Origin of the sequence: Enterobacter sp. Ap-867 (assembly GCF_011752855.1) — a bacterium.
Taxonomy (GTDB): Bacteria; Pseudomonadota; Gammaproteobacteria; order Enterobacterales; family Enterobacteriaceae; genus Cedecea.
Map to the genome: position 1 here is coordinate 93,130 of NZ_VWWS01000006.1, position 16,319 is coordinate 109,448.

The 16,319-nt window shown below is 56.1% G+C and carries 16 protein-coding genes; 3 read left to right on the top strand and 13 right to left on the bottom strand.

From position 1 onward, the window contains the following. Positions 1 to 187: 187 nt before the first annotated feature. Positions 188 to 1,294 (bottom strand): aspartate-semialdehyde dehydrogenase, encoded by a 1,107-nt coding sequence (gene asd / locus F3J26_RS15325; protein WP_166867984.1) that lies wholly within the window; start codon positions 1,292 to 1,294, stop codon positions 188 to 190. A 174-nt stretch (positions 1,295 to 1,468) separates the two neighbouring features. Between asd and F3J26_RS15330 the strand changes: the two genes are divergently transcribed. Beyond that, positions 1,469 to 2,062, top strand: a complete 594-nt coding sequence (locus tag F3J26_RS15330; RefSeq protein WP_008457909.1) for a YhgN family NAAT transporter — start codon at positions 1,469 to 1,471, stop codon at positions 2,060 to 2,062. Between the two features lie 89 nt (positions 2,063 to 2,151). On the opposite strand, the gene gntU is transcribed toward F3J26_RS15330, so the two are convergent. From gntU to F3J26_RS15355, 5 genes are all read right to left on the bottom strand, one after another. Continuing rightward, complete coding sequence (gntU, locus tag F3J26_RS15335) at positions 2,152 to 3,492, bottom strand: gluconate transporter (protein WP_008457911.1); 1,341 nt, start codon at positions 3,490 to 3,492, stop codon at positions 2,152 to 2,154. Beyond that, entirely contained in the window at positions 3,489 to 4,022 is a 534-nt protein-coding gene (gene gntK, locus F3J26_RS15340; protein WP_008457913.1) for a gluconokinase, read from the bottom strand. Before gntK ends, gntU begins: the two co-directional genes overlap by 4 nt. A gap of 151 nt (positions 4,023 to 4,173) precedes the next feature. Continuing rightward, positions 4,174 to 5,169 carry a gluconate operon transcriptional repressor GntR gene (gene gntR / locus F3J26_RS15345; RefSeq protein ID WP_008457915.1) on the bottom strand — a complete coding sequence of 332 codons (996 nt, stop codon included), beginning with the start codon at positions 5,167 to 5,169 and terminating at the stop codon, positions 4,174 to 4,176. 93 nt (positions 5,170 to 5,262) lie between these two features. Then, positions 5,263 to 5,958 carry a pirin family protein gene (locus F3J26_RS15350; RefSeq protein ID WP_166867980.1) on the bottom strand — a complete coding sequence of 232 codons (696 nt, stop codon included), beginning with the start codon at positions 5,956 to 5,958 and terminating at the stop codon, positions 5,263 to 5,265. A 123-nt stretch (positions 5,959 to 6,081) separates the two neighbouring features. Beyond that, positions 6,082 to 7,119 (bottom strand): oxidoreductase, encoded by a 1,038-nt coding sequence (locus F3J26_RS15355; protein WP_166994678.1) that lies wholly within the window; start codon positions 7,117 to 7,119, stop codon positions 6,082 to 6,084. 422 nt (positions 7,120 to 7,541) lie between these two features. On the opposite strand from F3J26_RS15355, the gene F3J26_RS15360 reads away from it, so the two are divergent. Next, positions 7,542 to 8,039 (top strand): GNAT family N-acetyltransferase, encoded by a 498-nt coding sequence (locus F3J26_RS15360; protein WP_166994680.1) that lies wholly within the window; start codon positions 7,542 to 7,544, stop codon positions 8,037 to 8,039. 85 nt (positions 8,040 to 8,124) lie between these two features. Here F3J26_RS15360 and ggt read toward each other — a convergent pair whose 3' ends face one another. Next, on the bottom strand, positions 8,125 to 9,867 hold the full coding sequence (gene ggt, locus F3J26_RS15365; RefSeq protein WP_166994682.1) for a gamma-glutamyltransferase: 1,743 nt from the start codon (positions 9,865 to 9,867) through the stop codon (positions 8,125 to 8,127). A 121-nt stretch (positions 9,868 to 9,988) separates the two neighbouring features. On the opposite strand from ggt, the gene F3J26_RS15370 reads away from it, so the two are divergent. Then, positions 9,989 to 10,348 (top strand): DUF2756 family protein, encoded by a 360-nt coding sequence (locus F3J26_RS15370; protein WP_166994684.1) that lies wholly within the window; start codon positions 9,989 to 9,991, stop codon positions 10,346 to 10,348. Positions 10,349 to 10,352: 4 nt separating this feature from the next. On the opposite strand, the gene ugpQ is transcribed toward F3J26_RS15370, so the two are convergent. The 6 genes from ugpQ to livF form a co-directional block, all read right to left on the bottom strand. Next, positions 10,353 to 11,093 (bottom strand): glycerophosphodiester phosphodiesterase, encoded by a 741-nt coding sequence (ugpQ, locus tag F3J26_RS15375; protein WP_008457928.1) that lies wholly within the window; start codon positions 11,091 to 11,093, stop codon positions 10,353 to 10,355. Next, positions 11,090 to 12,160, bottom strand: coding sequence for a sn-glycerol-3-phosphate import ATP-binding protein UgpC (locus F3J26_RS15380; protein WP_008457931.1), 1,071 nt, complete (start codon positions 12,158 to 12,160; stop codon positions 11,090 to 11,092). The genes ugpQ and F3J26_RS15380 overlap by 4 nt, the downstream gene beginning before the upstream one ends. 9 nt (positions 12,161 to 12,169) lie before the next feature. Beyond that, on the bottom strand, positions 12,170 to 13,015 hold the full coding sequence (ugpE, locus tag F3J26_RS15385; protein ID WP_008457932.1) for a sn-glycerol-3-phosphate ABC transporter permease UgpE: 846 nt from the start codon (positions 13,013 to 13,015) through the stop codon (positions 12,170 to 12,172). Beyond that, positions 13,012 to 13,899 carry a sn-glycerol-3-phosphate ABC transporter permease UgpA gene (gene ugpA / locus F3J26_RS15390; RefSeq protein WP_008457934.1) on the bottom strand — a complete coding sequence of 296 codons (888 nt, stop codon included), beginning with the start codon at positions 13,897 to 13,899 and terminating at the stop codon, positions 13,012 to 13,014. Before ugpA ends, ugpE begins: the two co-directional genes overlap by 4 nt. Before the next feature lie 116 nt (positions 13,900 to 14,015). Continuing rightward, a complete protein-coding gene (gene ugpB / locus F3J26_RS15395) occupies positions 14,016 to 15,332 on the bottom strand; it encodes a sn-glycerol-3-phosphate ABC transporter substrate-binding protein UgpB (protein ID WP_008457936.1) in 1,317 nt (438 codons plus the stop codon). Positions 15,333 to 15,604: 272 nt separating this feature from the next. Next, positions 15,605 to 16,318 carry a high-affinity branched-chain amino acid ABC transporter ATP-binding protein LivF gene (gene livF / locus F3J26_RS15400; RefSeq protein ID WP_085938903.1) on the bottom strand — a complete coding sequence of 238 codons (714 nt, stop codon included), beginning with the start codon at positions 16,316 to 16,318 and terminating at the stop codon, positions 15,605 to 15,607. Position 16,319: the final 1 nt, after the last annotated feature.

Below are 16,319 nucleotides of genomic sequence, written 5' to 3' on the forward strand. Positions count from 1 at the left end.
CCGACGAACGGCGCGCAACTCCTGTAAGCCAGTTCGCCCAATACTCGCCAAAACGCTTGCGCGTGCTGACTTAAGCATAGCCAACGCTTTATTAACTCCTCGTGAAATTAATTAATGAATTCCGTTGTACCTTAAATTACGGGCAAAAAAAGAGGGGCCACAAAGCCCCTCAGGTAAATAAGTGTAATTATGCGAGTGACCGCAGCATTCTGCGCAGCGGTTCGGCGGCGCCCCACAGCAGCTGGTCACCGACGGTGAAGGCGGAAAGGTACTCCGGCCCCATGTTCAGCTTACGCAGACGGCCAACCGGCGTCGACAGCGTGCCAGTTACCGCGGCAGGCGTCAGTTCACGCATGGTGATATCGCGGTCGTTTGGCACCACTTTCGCCCACGGGTTGTGCGCGGCCAGCAGCTCTTCCACGGTAGGAATAGACACGTCTTTTTTCAGCTTGATGGTGAATGCCTGGCTGTGGCAGCGCAGCGCGCCAACGCGCACGCACAGACCGTCAACCGGGATAACAGCAGAGGTCGCAAGAATTTTGTTGGTCTCGGCCTGGCCTTTCCACTCTTCACGGCTCTGGCCGTTGTCGAGCTGCTTGTCGATCCACGGGATCAGGCTCCCGGCCAGCGGCACGCCGAAGTTATCCACCGGCAGTTTGCCGCTGCGGCCAAGTTCGGTGACCTTACGTTCGATATCAAGAATAGCGGAAGCCGGATTTGCCAATTCGGTAGAGACTTCGCCGTACAGCTGGCCCATTTGGTTCAGTAGCTCGCGCATATGACGCGCGCCGCCGCCGGATGCCGCCTGGTAAGTCGCCACGGAAACCCAGTCAACCAGGTCGTTGGCAAACAGGCCGCCGAGGGACATCAGCATCAGGCTGACGGTGCAGTTACCGCCGACGAAGGTTTTCACGCCTTTGTTCAGGCCTTCCTGAATAACGTGCTGGTTTACCGGGTCGAGGATAATAATCGCGTCATCTTTCATGCGTAGAGAAGAAGCTGCGTCGATCCAGTAACCCTGCCAGCCGCTTTCACGGAGCTTTGGATAGATTTCGTTGGTATAATCGCCGCCCTGGCAGGTCACGATGATATCCAGCGCCTTCAGCGCTTCCAGATCAAATGCGTCCTGCAGTGTACCGCCGGTGGTGCCGGCAAACGTAGGGGCTGCCTGCCCAAGCTGGGAAGTGGAGAAGAAAACCGGACGAATGGCGTCAAAATCGCGCTCTTCCACCATGCGTTGCATGAGTACAGAGCCGACCATACCGCGCCAGCCAATAAAACCAACATTTTTCATAGCGACTTAATCCTGCAGAGATGATTGCGTGTGTAAGCGCTGGCCGTGGGCCAGAACATCACTCCACCTTACAAAATGCAGCCAAAGTCGCAAGTGAAATTAATCAATGATATCCACCGAGTCAGAAACAAAGCTTATTACCAGAAACAACTTGCCAGATTTTGGGGAAAACAGATGACTGAAATCATATCCGCCGCGGTACTCCTGATCCTGATTATGGACCCGCTGGGTAACCTGCCGATCTTTATGTCGGTCCTAAAACACACGGAGCCAAAGCGCCGCCGGGCCATTATGATCCGCGAACTGCTTATTGCTCTGCTGCTGATGCTTATCTTCCTGTTTGCCGGAGAAAAAATTCTTGGCTTCCTGAATTTACGCGCTGAAACCGTGTCGATTTCAGGCGGCATCATTCTGTTCCTGATTGCCATTAAGATGATTTTCCCAGGCCAGGAAGGCAGTTCATCCGGCCTGCCTGCGGGTGAAGAACCGTTTATCGTACCGCTGGCGATTCCGCTGGTTGCTGGCCCTTCTTTGCTGGCGACGCTGATGCTGCTTTCGCACCAGTATCCAAATCAGATGGGGCATTTAGTGGCCGCGCTGATGCTGGCCTGGGGCGGTACCGTGGCAATTCTGCTGCAGTCTTCCCTGTTCCTGCGCCTGTTGGGTGAGAAAGGGGTTAACGCCCTGGAGCGTCTGATGGGGCTGGTGCTGGTGATGATTTCCACCCAGATGTTCCTCGACGGCATCCGCGCCTGGATGCGGGGGTAGGACATCCCTCCCTCTGGGAGAAAGCCTGTTCAGGAGTAATAAAAAAGGCAGCCTCCGAAGAGCGCTGCCTTTTTGCTGGTCAGGATACTTTAACTCAGCAGGCTGAACGCAATCATCCCGACAATCGCCCCGGTGGTGCCGAGAATGGTTTCCATCATCGTCCAGGTTTTCAGCGTCTGCGCTTCGGTTGCGCCGGTAAACTTACCGAACAGCCAGAAGCCCGCGTCGTTCACGTGGCTCACCACAATAGAACCGCCGGCGATACAAATCGACAGAGCCGCCATTTGAGCGCCGTTATAATTCAGCTGCTCGATAACCGGCATCACCAGGCCAACCGCCGTCAGACAGGCCACGGTAGCGGAACCCTGAATGATACGCACCGCCGCCGCCAGCACGAAGCAGGTAATCGCGATAGGCAGGCCCATTCCGGTCAGCGCTTCGCCCAGTGCCGGGCCCACGCCGGAGTCAACCAGCACCTGTTTGAACACGCCACCGGCACCGATAACCAGCAGGATAATGCCCGCCGGCTGCAGCGCCTGGCCGCAAATCGCCATCACTTTTTCTTTATCCATGCCCTGACGATACGCCAGGCCATAAATAGCCACCAGGCAGGCGACCAGAATCGCAGTAAACGGATGGCCGATGAATTCGAGCCATTCGTACAGCGAAGAACCCGGCGCGGTAAAGCGAGCAGCGATAGTTTTCAGGCCAACCAGCACCAGCGGCAGCAGGATCAGCGACAGGCTGAAACCGAAGGACGGCAGCTTGCCTTCACCCAGATGCGGCTCGGAAATGTCTTCCGGAATTTCCAGCGAAACAAATTTGCTGATGAAGTTCCCGAACAGCGGCCCGGCAATAATCATGCCCGGGATCGCGGCGCACAGGCCAATCAGGATCATCCAGCCAAAGTCAGCGTGCATCTGGGAGGCCAGCAGCATTGGTGCAGGCCCCGGCAGCAGGAACGCCGCAGCGGCAGCGACGCCAGCAAACAAAGGAATCACCAGTTTCACCAGGTTCGTCCCGGTGTGGCGCGCCATTGAAAATGCCACGCTAATCAGCAGCACGATAGCCACTTCAAAGAACAGCGGCAGCGCGCAAATCAGGCCGGCCAGGCCAATCGCATAGTGCGCACGGCTGTGGCCGAAGGATTTCAGCATTTTGACGGCAATCTGATCCACCGCGCCGGTTTCATGCAGGATTTTACCGAACATGGCACCCAGGGCGACCACAATCGCCAGGAAGCCCAGCGTCCCGCCCATGCCTTTCTGCATGGTGTCGGCAATTTTGTCGAGCGGCATGCCGGAGAAAAGCCCGGCACCAATAGAAACCACCATCAAAGCCACGAAGGCGTGCATACGCGCCTTCATCACTAAAAACAGCAGGAGCAGCACGGAGCCGACCGCGGTTAAAACAAGCGTTAATGTACTCACTCTGCGCTGCCTTGGTTGATCAATGCGAGGGTGCTGGCGACGACGCCGTCCAGCGGCTGGTCGATATCGACGATCAGCACGTCTTTTTCATCCGCCTGCGGTTCTTGCAGGGTTTCGAATTGGGTCACCAGCATCTGGGTTTTAAAGAAGTGGCCTTTCCGCGCCTTCAGACGGTTTTCGATCACTTCAAAATCACCTTTCATATAGATGAAGGAGAGGTTCGGGTTACCGTCACGCAGCAGGTCGCGATAGTGCTTTTTCAGCGCCGAGCAGACGATCAGTGAAACCTTGTTGGTGCGCTGCATCGCAAACGCGGCATCGTTCAACGCTTTTAGCCACGGGGTACGGTCGTCGTCGTTCAGCGGCTCGCCGGAGGCCATTTTCAGGATGTTGCTGCGGGGGTGCAGGAAGTCGCCGTCAAGAAACGCGGCGTTCAGCTGATGGGCAACTTCGCTGGCAACGGCGGATTTACCGCTGCCGGAGACGCCCATCAGGACGTAAATGTGGTGGTCGTGGTTAGTAGTGCTCATGATGGCTCCGACTCTGACACAAAGCAATGCGCCTGGTTTTGTTACGGGTAACTGTTACCGATAACATTTTCCAGTCTGGCTGAGCAATAAGCAATAACCATTAGCTTGCAAAGTGTATAAGTGTGAGCTACATCAAATAAAAAAATTTGGCCTAGATCGAGCCACCAGGCGACAACGTAAAACCTAAATCCAGCATTTTCGGGGTAATGATTTCACCGCGAATACGCGCCAGCAAACGCTCTGCGCCGATACGCCCCATGCGCTCTCGCGGGGTCAGCACGCTCGCCAGACGCGGCTCCATTACCTGCCCAATATCGTGGCCGTGGAAACCGGCAATCGCCATATCTTCCGGGATACGCAGCCCCTGGCGCTGGCATTCAAAGGCCGCACCAATCGCTAAGTCATCGTTGGTGCAGAAGATGCTGTCGAGCTGCGGATACTCGCGTTTTGCCTGGCGCAGCAGTTCAATGCCGGTGGAATAAGACGAGGAGTTTTCAATCATCACGCTGTACGGCGTCAGCCCGGCGTCGAGCATCGCCTGCTCGTAGCCTTTTTGCTTGATGAGGGTACGTTCATCGAGGCGCGCCCCCAGGTAAGCCACGTGTTTATGACCACGGGCAATAATGCTGGCCGTCATTTGACGAGCCGCCTCGAAGTTATCAAAACCTACGGCGATATCCAGGCAAGGAGAAACGCTGTCCATCAGCTCCACCACCGGAATACCGGCAACTTCAATCATTTTCAGCGTTCTGGGCGTGTGGTTGCGCTCGGTCAGGATCAGGCCGTCGATATTCCAGGACAGCATGGATTCCAGACGCTCCTGCTCCAGTTCCGGCTTATAGCCGTAGTGAGCCAGCATAGTCTGGTAACCGTGGGCATCAATGACGTTTTCAATGCCGCGCAGCACTTCGGCGAACACCTGGTTGGTCAGGGAAGGCAGCAGGACGCCAATGGCCCGGCTGGTTGAATTAGAAAGGATATCCGGCGCACGGTTCGGGATATAGCCCAGTTCATCTAACGCGGCGGCAATTTTAACCTGCAGCGCGGCAGACACCTGATCCGGGTTGCGTAAAAAACGGCTGACCGTCATTTTGGTCACCCCAACGCGATCTGCAACATCCTGTAGTACCGGTCTTTTCTTTTTCATTGTCCTGCGCGACTTGTGAGTTTCGACAGCCGAGTTTAGCACGGACAAAAGAAAACCCGCCCCTTTTTCAGGGGCAGGCTGTGACGGGTAACGTTATACCGGTGGCAGGTCGAACAGCAGGATCTCGCTCGCTTCGTTGGCGTGAACGGAAATCGCCTGTTCATCCCAGACCGCGATCGCGTCGCTGGTTTTTGCCTGCGTACCGTTAATGGACACATCGCCTTTTACGACCTGGATCCAGACGCGGCGGTCGGCCGGAATTTGATAAACCGACTGTTCGTCTTTGGCCAGCGCCCAGCGGGACAGTTCCATATCCTGGTAAACCTTCAGCGAACCGTCGCGTGCATCCGGGGAAAGCACCAGCTGGCGCCCCTGAGGCGCATCAAAACGGCGCTGATCGTAGCGCGGCGTAATCCCGGTTTTTTCTGGAATGATCCAAATCTGGTACAGGCGCAGCGGTTCGGTCTGGCTGGCGTTGTACTCAGAGTGACGGATCCCGGTCCCGGCGCTCATGATCTGGAACTCACCCGCAGGCACGCGTTCTTTGTTGCCCATGCTGTCCTGGTGCTCAACCGCGCCTTCCAGCACATAGGTCAGGATTTCCATGTCTTTATGCGGATGGGTCCCAAAACCCTGCCCCGCATCGATCACGTCCTCGTTAATGACCCGCAGCGCCGAGAAGCCCATAAAGTTGGCGTCATAATAGTCGGCAAAAGAGAAGGTATGCCAGCTGTCCAGCCAGCCGTGGTTCGCATGGCCGCGGTCCTGTGCTTTTCTTAAGTAGATCATGGTATGTCCTCCGCAATTCGTTTGATGGGATAAGTGTGGACCCATTTCGCGGAGGATCATAGAGGGTGAAAATTGACTCCTCTGTTCAAAAAAAGTGAACGAGTTGGAGGAGTCAAAAAGTTATCAGGCAAGGCTTACTGTCGCAGGAGAAGGCTGTTCAAAACCGCGCTCGAGGATTTCCAGGTTGGTGAGAACTTCAATTTCTCTGACGTAATTAGGCTTGCCGCCGATCAGCGTGTCGTACAGCGCATCATAGACGCGGCCATAGTCGCCCACTTCCGGTTTCCACTCCTCGCGCACCGTTTCCCCGGCTTCGTTAACATACTCCAGCGTCGCTACGCTGCTGTCGGCCCCGAACCCTGGCTCACCCGGCATGATGTACGCTTTGAGGCTGGTTTCCTGCTGATCGATGCCGTACTTCACGAACGAGCCTTTGGTACCGTGCACGATAAATTTCGGGTAATCGATTTTCACCAGATGGCTGGTTTTCACGATCGCTTTCAGGTCGCCGTAGAACAGCTGGGCTTCAAAGGTATCGTCCGGATTAGCTTTGTTTCGCAGGCTGCGGATGTCATAGGCGACGTGGTCCGGGCGACCAAACAGGGAGATGATTTGGTCCATGGTGTGCACGCCCAGGCCGTAGAAAGCGCCGTCCGCCGGTTTACCAGGATTCGCAGGCGCATCCGGGCGATACATATCGAAGTGGCTTTCAATTTCCACAATCTTGCCGAGCTTACCGCTCTCGATGGCTTTTTTCATCGTCAGGAAGCAGGCGTCAAAGCGACGGTTCTGGTAAGGCGTCACGACCAGGCCCTTCTCTTTTGCCAGCGCAAACAGCTCGCGCGCTTCGGCAAGCGTCGGGGTGAAAGGTTTTTCCACGAGCACGTTTTTACCCGCTTCGAGCGCTTTTTTCGCGTACTCAAAATGGCTGTCAACGTGGGTGCAAATCACCACCAGTTTGACTAACGGGTCATTGAGAATGTCATCGAGCTGGCTGGTGAAGTGAATTTCCGCGTACTGCGGCTGTTGTTCCAGTTCCGGCTTTTCGCTGCGGCGGAAGATATGGGCCACGTTGAGTTTGTCTTTACGAACCAGAACGAACGGCAGGTGATAGCGGGTGGTACTTTTACCAAAGCCGATGAAGGCGCAGTGCAGAGTCATTTCATTGTCCTTTTTGATTTGAGCTGCCTGTACCTTACTGCATTTTTCACCCACGTTTTATTAAAACCGGACAAAGGTTTGCCCAAAGGAGTTGGCGCTGTAGCAAGGCGGCAAGGGAAGGCATCCCGATGAGCTTACTTCGGTAAGTGATTCGGGCAACTGAGCGCAGCCAACGCGGCTACGGGTTCAAATAAGAAAGGCAAAAAAAAAGCCAGCACCCGGCTGGCTAAAGTAATACTGGAAGCAATGTGAGCAATGTCGTGCTTTCAGGATGTCTCCGTAGGGGTCTCCCCTGAACGCATGGCAATAATAATCATTATCATTCGCACTTGTAAAGCGTTTTTTGAAAAAAATAGCGTTGACTTATTGTTCAAAGTCAATGATGTTTAAAAGGTTTTCTATAACTCATTGAGGAGAAAAGGATGAAATCAGTTGTTGTGCGTCACGCCGAACCTGGCGATGCGGAAGCTTTACAGAAAATGTATGCCCATCCGGCGCTTTACCGCGACACGCTGCAGCTACCTCATCCTCCTCTAAAAGCCTGGCTGGACCGAATTACCGACCCCAGACCGGGGAGCCGACATCTGGTGGCATGCATCGACGATGAGATTGTGGGGCAGCTAACGGTCACGGTGGAACAGTTCCCACGCCGCAGCCACGTCGCCACTTTCGGCATGGGCGTGCATTACGATCATCAGGGGAAAGGCATCGCTTCGGCTTTGCTTAAGGAAATGGTTGGCCTGTGCGATAAGTGGCTGCGCATCGAGCGCATCGAGCTGACGGTGTATACCGATAACGCGGCTGCGCTGGCGGTGTACCGCAAGTTTGGCTTCGAGGTGGAAGGCACCGGAAAGCGCTTTGCGCTGCGCGACGGCGAGTATGTGGATGCCTATTTTATGGCGCGTTTTAAGCCGGAGTGATTTTTACCCTCACCCCGACCCTCTCCCTAAAAGGGAGAGGGGGAAAACAAGCCTGTTTCTTGCCGCCCTCTCGGTGAGGGGGCAATCAATACCCCGCGGTTAAATCATCCACCGAACGTGGATCAGATGCGCCATACAGCTTGCCGTCCGGCGCAATCATAATACTTTGCGTGCTGCCCATCGCAGCCTTCACCTGGACGTTTTGCCCCTTCTCTTTCAGCAACCTGAGCGTATCCGGGCTAAAACCTTTCTCCACCCGCAGTTCGTCCGGCAGCCACTGGTGATGGAAGCGCGGCGCGTTGGTCGCTTCTGCCACGTTCATGCCAAAATCGATGCTGTTAACCACCATTTGCAGCACGGTGGTGATAATTCGGCTCCCGCCTGGGCTGCCCGTGACCAGCCAGGTTTTCCCGTCCTTCACCACGATGGTTGGCGACATAGAAGATAGCGGGCGCTTGTGCGGCCCCACGGCGTTGGCTTCCCCACCGACCAGACCGTACACGTTCGGCACGCCCGGTTTAGCGGAGAAATCATCCATCTGGTTGTTCATCAGAATGCCGGTATTCCCGGCCACGATCCCGGTGCCGAAGGTAGTATTCAGCGTATAAGTCACCGCCACGGCGTTACCGTCTTTATCCACCACGGAGAAATGCGTGGTCTGGTTACTTTCATACGGGGCCAGGTTACCCGGCTTGATTTCGCTCGACGGGCGAGCCTTGTTGATATCAATTTTCTCCGCCAGCGATTTCGCATAAGCCTTGCTGGTCAGCGCCTGCCACGGCACCTTCACAAAGTCCGGATCGCCGAGGTATTCAGAGCGGTCGGCGTAGGCGTATTTTTCCGCCTCGGCCATGATTTGCAGGGCGTCCGCGCTGCCAAAGCCGTATTTCGCCAGATCGAAGTTTTCGAGAATATTGAGGATCTGCACGATGTGGATCCCGCCGGAAGACGGCGGCGGCATGGAATAGACTTCGTAGCCACGGTATTCCCCGCTGACGGGCTGACGCTCAATGGCTTTGTAAATGGCCAAATCCGCCTTGCTTATCAGCCCGCCGCTCTTCGCCATCTCTTCGCTAATCTGGTCGGCAATCACCCCCTTGTAGAAGGCATCTGGCCCCTGCTCGGCAATCATCTCCAGGCTTTTCGCCAGGTTGGCCTGCACCAGCCTGTCACCTTTCTGCAGCGGCTCTCCGTCCGCTTTCCAGAAGATAGCCTTGCTGTTGGCGTGATTCGGGATCACTTCCGCCCCGTACTGTTTCAGGTCGTCCGCCAGCGCATCGTTCACAATGATGCCGTCTCGTGCCAGTTTGATAGCCGGTTGCACGACTTTATTCAGCGGCATGGTGCCGTACTTTTCCAGCGCCAGGCTAAAGCCTGCCACTGTACCCGGGGTGCCGGAAGCCAGGTGCGAGGTCAGCGACTTCTTGCTGTCCGCATTGCCTTTATCATCGAGGAACATATCCCGGCTGGCTTTTTCCGGCGCCATTTCCCGGAAGTCTATCGCGGTTGTTTTGCCGTCTTTAGTGCGCAGCATCATAAAACCACCGCCGCCGATATTGCCCGCCTGCGGGTGCGTGACCGCAAGGGCATAACCCACGGCGACCGCGGCATCTACCGCATTACCGCCCTGCTTTAAAATATCGACGCCCACCTGAGTCGCCGCTGCGTCCACCGAAGCCACCATACCGTGCTCCGCGCGCACCGGATGGTAAACGTCCATTTCCACGCCATAAGAGACCGGCGGAGGAGCGGCTATAACCGTCAAACACAGCCCGATTGTCAGGGCTGGAATCGCTACCCAGCGTAAAATTTTCCACTGCTTTATCATCGTTATATCCTCATTTACCCGGGGAAAGTCCCCGCTTAAGCCTGGTTCACAAATCCGAAATAATCACCGTGATAAAGGAAACGGAGTAAACTTAAGCAACCCCTGATGGGAGGAGATAACGATGAAAAAGGTATGGCTTCTGGCAGCCTTGCTGCCGCTAACCGCGCTCGCACAGCCGCTCAACACGACCAACAACCCTAACCTGCCGGTCTATCAGAACCCGAGCCAGCAGCGGATGCTGACGCAGATGCAAACGCAGCAGTCTCAGCAGCAGGGGATGTTAAAGCAGCAGATACAATCGCAAAATCAGCTTCAACAACAGCAGCTTCAGACGCAGTTGAACAATAATCAGCAGCGTGTCCTGCAGTCGCAGCCGGGCATGAACCCGCTGCCGAACACCAATGGTGGGATGCTAAGAGGAAATAACGGCGGCATGTTGAAGCCAAACAGTTCAACGCTGCCGCCGACAGTCACGCCGTAAGGCGTTATGCGGAGAAGTCCGGGCCTATCTCGTCGATGCGGTCGGTACAGATGGCATCGACGCCCCACTGCAGCAGCACGGCCGCGCGGTGGGGAACGTTCACGGTATAAACCAGAATATACAGTCCAGCGGCTTTCAATGCCTTCACCCGAGCCTCATCAAGCAGCTGATGATTCAGGTGAATAGACACGCACTGTAACCGGGTCGTCAGTTCCTGCCAGTCATCACGCCATTCATCCAGCAGCAGACCGCGAGGCAGTTCAGGGGCCGCAAGCTGTGCGGCTTCCAGAGCTTCAATCTCAAAAGAAGAAAGCAGCGGTGCGGTTTGCCCGGTCCACAGCTCACGGGCAGCCAGCGCAACCACTTTGCCGGTTTCGGTTTCCAGGCCGGTGGTGGGCTTGATCTCAATGTTGGCCATCATGCCGTGCTGTTTACAGCGTTCGGCCACCTGAGAAAGCAGCGGCAGCGGCTCGCCCGCATATTCACGGCTGAACCAGCTTCCCGCGTCAACTTTCAGCAGATTGTCCCAGGTCAGCTCGCCGGCAACCCCCCAGCCATTGCTGGTACGCTCGAGCGTGTCGTCGTGGAGGAGGAAGATTTGCCCGTCGCGCGAGAGCTTGGCGTCAAACTCAATCATGGTGTGGCCGTAACGCGCTCCGACGTCGATTGCCGCAAGAGTGTTTTCCGGCGCAAGTTTACCGCCGCCACGGTGGGCGACGATTTTTGGGTAAGGCCAGTTGCTCATAAACGTTGTCCGTTTTTGCCATCAAAGAAGTGCAGATGTTCTTCTGGCAGATGCACCCAAAGCGTGGTGCCCGGCTGCGGGCGTTCCTGATGCCCAAGGCGAATCACCACTTTTTGACCGCCCCAGCGGCCGTGAACCAGGTTATCAGCCCCCAGCATTTCAAGGGTTTCCACCACAATAGGGATGCCACCTGCAGCCTGTGAGCTTAGCGCAATATGTTCCGGGCGGATACCCAGCGTCATTGGCCGGCCAACCCACTGCAGGCGCTGGCTGCCGGTCGGCAACGCATCGCCGCCGTCCAGCTCAAAGCGTGAGCCGTCGATACTGATGTTGCCATCCAGCAGGTTCATTGCCGGAGAGCCAATAAAACTTGCCACAAAGCGGCTCGCCGGGCGCTCGTAAACCTCGACTGGCGTACCAATCTGCTCCGCCACGCCTTTGTTCATCACCATCACGCGTTGGGCGAGGGTCATGGCCTCAACCTGATCGTGCGTCACGTACAGGCTGGTGGTTTTCAGGCGGCGATGAAGCTGTTGAAGCTCAAGGCGCATCTGCACGCGCAGCTTGGCATCAAGGTTGGATAGCGGTTCGTCAAACAGGAATACCGCCGGATCGCGCACGATGGCGCGGCCCATGGCAACGCGCTGGCGCTGGCCACCAGAAAGTTCGCGCGGGCGGCGAGTTAACAGCGCATCCAGCTCCAGAATACGGGCGGCTTCCAGCACTTTCTGGCGGATCTGTTCTTTGCCCAGACCGCGAATTTTCAGGCCCCAGGCCATGTTCTCTTCCACCGTCATGTGCGGATAGAGCGCATAGTTCTGGAACACCATGGCGATGCCACGCTCTTTGGGCTCCATGTCGGTGACGCGCTGGCTGTCGATCCAGATATCCCCGCTGGTCACCTGCTCCAGCCCGGCGACCATACGCAGCAGCGTAGATTTCCCGCAGCCAGAAGGCCCGACCATCACGATGAATTCGCCATCCGCTACGTCCACGGTCAGCGGCTGAATCACCTGGGTTTTACCGTCCCAGCTCTTGGTTACTGCCTGTAATTTTAAACCAGCCATGAAAGGTTCCTACTTCTCGCTATCAACCAGACCACGCACAAAGGCGCGCTGCATAACTAAAACAATAACAACCGGCGGAACAAGCGTGAGCAGCATCGCTGCCATCACCTGGTTCCACTGCGTCACGCCATCACCGCTGGCAATCATGCTCTTGATGCCCGCCACGGCTGTGCCCAAATCGGCATCGGTGATTATCAGCAGCGGCCAGAGATACTGGTTCCAGCCATAGATAAAGGTGATCACGAACAGCGCCGCCAGGTTGGTTTTGGACAGCGGCAGCACGATGTCAAAGAAAAAGCGCATCGGCGAGGCGCCGTCGATGCGGGCCGCTTCCATCAGCTCGTCTGGCAGCGTCATGAAAAACTGGCGAAACAGGAACGTGGCCGTGGCCGACGCCATCAGCGGCAGCGTCAGGCCGGTGTAGCTGTCGAGCATTTTCAGGTTAGAGATAACCTCAACCGTCGGGAAAATACGCACTTCGACCGGCAGCATCAGGGTGATAAAAATCATCCAGAAGAACAGGTTACGCAGCGGGAAACGGAACCAGACGATGGCGAAAGCCGACAGCATCGACACGGCGATTTTGCCGATGGTGATCACCAGCGCCATCACCGTGCTGTTAAACAGCATCCGGCCGAACGGGGCGCTGTTGACCGCCACGCCGTTGGTCCAGATGTAGCTGATGTTTTCCCACAGGTGAGTACCGGGGATCAGCGTCATCGGCGTATCGAAGACGGCTTTGTTGTCCAGCGTCGCGGCAACAAATGCCACGTACAGCGGGAACAGAATGACGATGATGCCCAGAATCAGCATGGTGTGGCTGAAGATAGTCAGCCCGCGACGGTTCTCAATCATTGGTAGCGCACCTTACGTTCAACGAAGCGGAACTGAACCACCGTCAGGACAATCACCAGCAGCATCAGCACCACGGATTGCGCCGCCGAGGAAGAGAGATCCAGCCCGGTAAACCCTTCGCGATAAATCTTGTAGATAAGCGTGGTGGTTGCCTGCACCGGGCCACCGCCTGTTGCCGCGTCGATCACCGGGAAGGTGTCGAAGAAGGCATACACCAGGTTCACCACCAGCAGGAAGAAGCTCACCGGGGCAATCAGCGGCAGCGAGATAAAGAAGAAGCGGCGCACGGGGCCAGCTCCGTCAATGGCTGCGGCTTCCACCAGAGAACGCGGAATCGACTGCAAAGCGGCAAAGAAGAACAGGAAGTTGTAGCTAATCTGTTTCCACACGGACGCGAACACGACCAGGAACATGGCCTGCCCGCTGTTCTGCGCGTGGTTCCAGTTGTAGCCAAACTCTTCCAGCGTGTGGGTAATTAGCCCGCGCCCTGGGTTAAACAGGAAAATCCACAGCACCGCGGCAATGGCGGGTGCAACGGCATAGGGCAGCAGCATCAGCGTTTGATAAAAACGGCTGCCGCGTACCACATAATCCACCAGCGCGGCGAAGAACAGCGAAGCCAGAAGCCCGCAGCCCGCCACCAGCCCGCTGAAGATCATGGTGGTGTAGAAAGAATCCAGATAGTAGCTATCGTGGAAAAGCTGCACGAAGTTATCCAGGCCAACGAAATGGCTGGACAGACCAAACGGGTCAAGGTTTTGCAGCGAGTACCAGAGGGCTTCGCCCGCCGGCCAGATAAAGAAAATGACGGTGATGATCAGCTGCGGCAGAACCAGCGCATAAGGTAGCCAACTTGAACGGAACACCGGGCGAGATGATGACATAGGGTTACTCGGTTAATGTTAGAACAGGCGATGCTTTGCCCCTTAGCACAACGCCCTCCTGTGACAGAGAGCGCGGTACTTTGCCCCCTCCTTTTGGGAGGGGACGAGGGTAGAACTTAAGACTTGGTAGACTGCTCGAAGCGGCGCAGCAGCTGGTTACCACGCTCAACGGAAGCGTCCAGCGCCTGCTGTGGCGTTTTCTTACCGGTCCAGACGGATTCCAGCTCTTCGTCAACCACGGTACGAATCTGCGGCATGTTGCCCAGACGCAGGCCTTTGGTGAACGGCAACGGTGGCTTGTTCAGCATCTGGCGAGTTGCGGTGTCCGCGCCCGGATTCTTGTCGTAGAAGCCTTCTTTACGAGTCAGCTCGTAAGCGGCGGTGGTGATTGGCAGGTAGCCGGTTTTCTGGTGCCATTCAGCGGCGATTTCTGGTTTAGCCAGGAACTGCATAAACTCGGCCACGCCTTTGTAGGTTGGCTTGTCTTTGCCCTGCATTACCCACAGGCTTGCCCCACCGATGATGGCGTTCTGTGGCGCGCCTTTCACGTCTGCGTCGTAAGGCATCATGCCTACGCCGTAGTTGAATTTCGCGTACTGACGAATGTCAGCCAGAGAGCCGGAAGACGCGGTAGTGATCGCGCAGTCACCGTTGTAGAACTTCTCGGTGGACTCATCTTTACGACCGAAATAGGTGAAGTCGCCCTTCTTGTTCATCTCTTCCAGCAGGGCAATGTGTTTCACCTGCTCAGGTTTGTTGAACTCCAGCACGGCATCAGTGCCGTCAAAGCCGTTGTTTTTGGTGGCGAACGGCAGGCCGTGCCAGGCGCTGAAGTTCTCCAACTGGATCCAGCCCTGCCAGCCGCTGGCGTAGCCACACTTCATGCCCGCTGCGCGCAGTTTGGCACTGTATGCCGCCACGTCCTGCCAGGTTTTAGGTGGCTGATCCGGGTTCAGACCGGCTTTCTTGAAAGCGTCTTTGTTGTAGTACAGCACCGGGGTGGAGCTGTTGAAAGGCTGGGACAGCAGGTGGCCCGTTTTAGAGTCGGTGTAGTACCCGGCCACGGTCGGGACAAACTGAGATTCGTCGAAGTTGATGCCAGCGTCTTTAAACACTTCGTAGACCGGTTTGATAGCCTTGGAAGCCATCATGGTCGCGGTGCCAACTTCATATACCTGCAGGATGGCCGGGGCGTTACCGGAACGGTATGCCGCGATACCCGCCGCCAGGCTTTGATCGTAGTTGCCTTTATAAACCGGCACAATTTTGTAATCAGGGTGCGTTTCATTGAAACGGTTTGCCAGAGAATCCACTTCTTTACCCAGTTCCCCGTCCATTGAATGCCAGAAAGGAATCGTGGTAACGGCCATCGCCTGGGAGGCAAATGCCAGACCAAGCGTCAGCGCTAAAGCTGTGTGTCGTAACGATGTCATTCGGTTATCTCTCTTGTTGTGCCGGATGCGCGAAATCACGCGTTTTATGCTCGCGAGGTAACATGACACGCTCGAATGACAGAAAAATAACGGCTGGATGACAGAATAGTTACAGCGGAGTGAATGAAATGTTTCTTTGTCGACGGGAGATATATTTTTCTTTCCCCGTGTATTCCCTGAATAATTCAAACTCAACCCATGCTGTTCCCTCTCCCACAGGGAGAGAGTGCAAACAAAAAAAAACGGCAACCGAAGTTGCCGTTATGCTTTTATTAGCCGCCTAAATAAGCGCTGCGCACCGCTTCGTTCGCCAGCAGCGCATCGCCGGTGTCTTCCAGCACGACGTGGCCGTTTTCCAGCACGTAGCCCCGGTCAGCCAGCTTCAGCGCCTGGTTGGCGTTCTGCTCCACGAGGAAGATGGTCATCCCTTCGCTGCGCAGCTGCTCAATGGTGTCGAAAATTTGCTGGATGATGATAGGCGCCAGACCCAGCGACGGTTCATCTAACAGTAACAGACGCGGCTGGCTCATGAGTGCGCGGCCTATCGCCAGCATCTGCTGCTCACCGCCGGACATGGTACCCGCCCGCTGAATGCGGCGTTCGTGCAGACGCGGGAACAGATCGTAGACGCGCTTAATACGCGACTGGAACTGGTCACGTTCGGCAAAAAAGCCGCCCATCGCCAGGTTCTCTTCCACCGTCATGCGGGAGAAAACACGGCGCCCTTCCGGCACAATCGCCACGGCCTCACGCATGATGCGCGCGGTGTGCCAGTCTGTAATATCTTTGCCATCAAACACGATGCGGCCGCTGGTCGCGCGCGGGTCGCCGCAAAGCGTGCCAAGCAGCGTCGTTTTACCAGCGCCGTTAGCGCCGATGAGCGTAACAATTTCGCCCTGTTTAATATGCAGACTGACGTCGTGCAGCGCCTGAATTTTGCCGTAGTGGGCGCTCACCTTATCAAACGACAGCATTACATTTTCCATC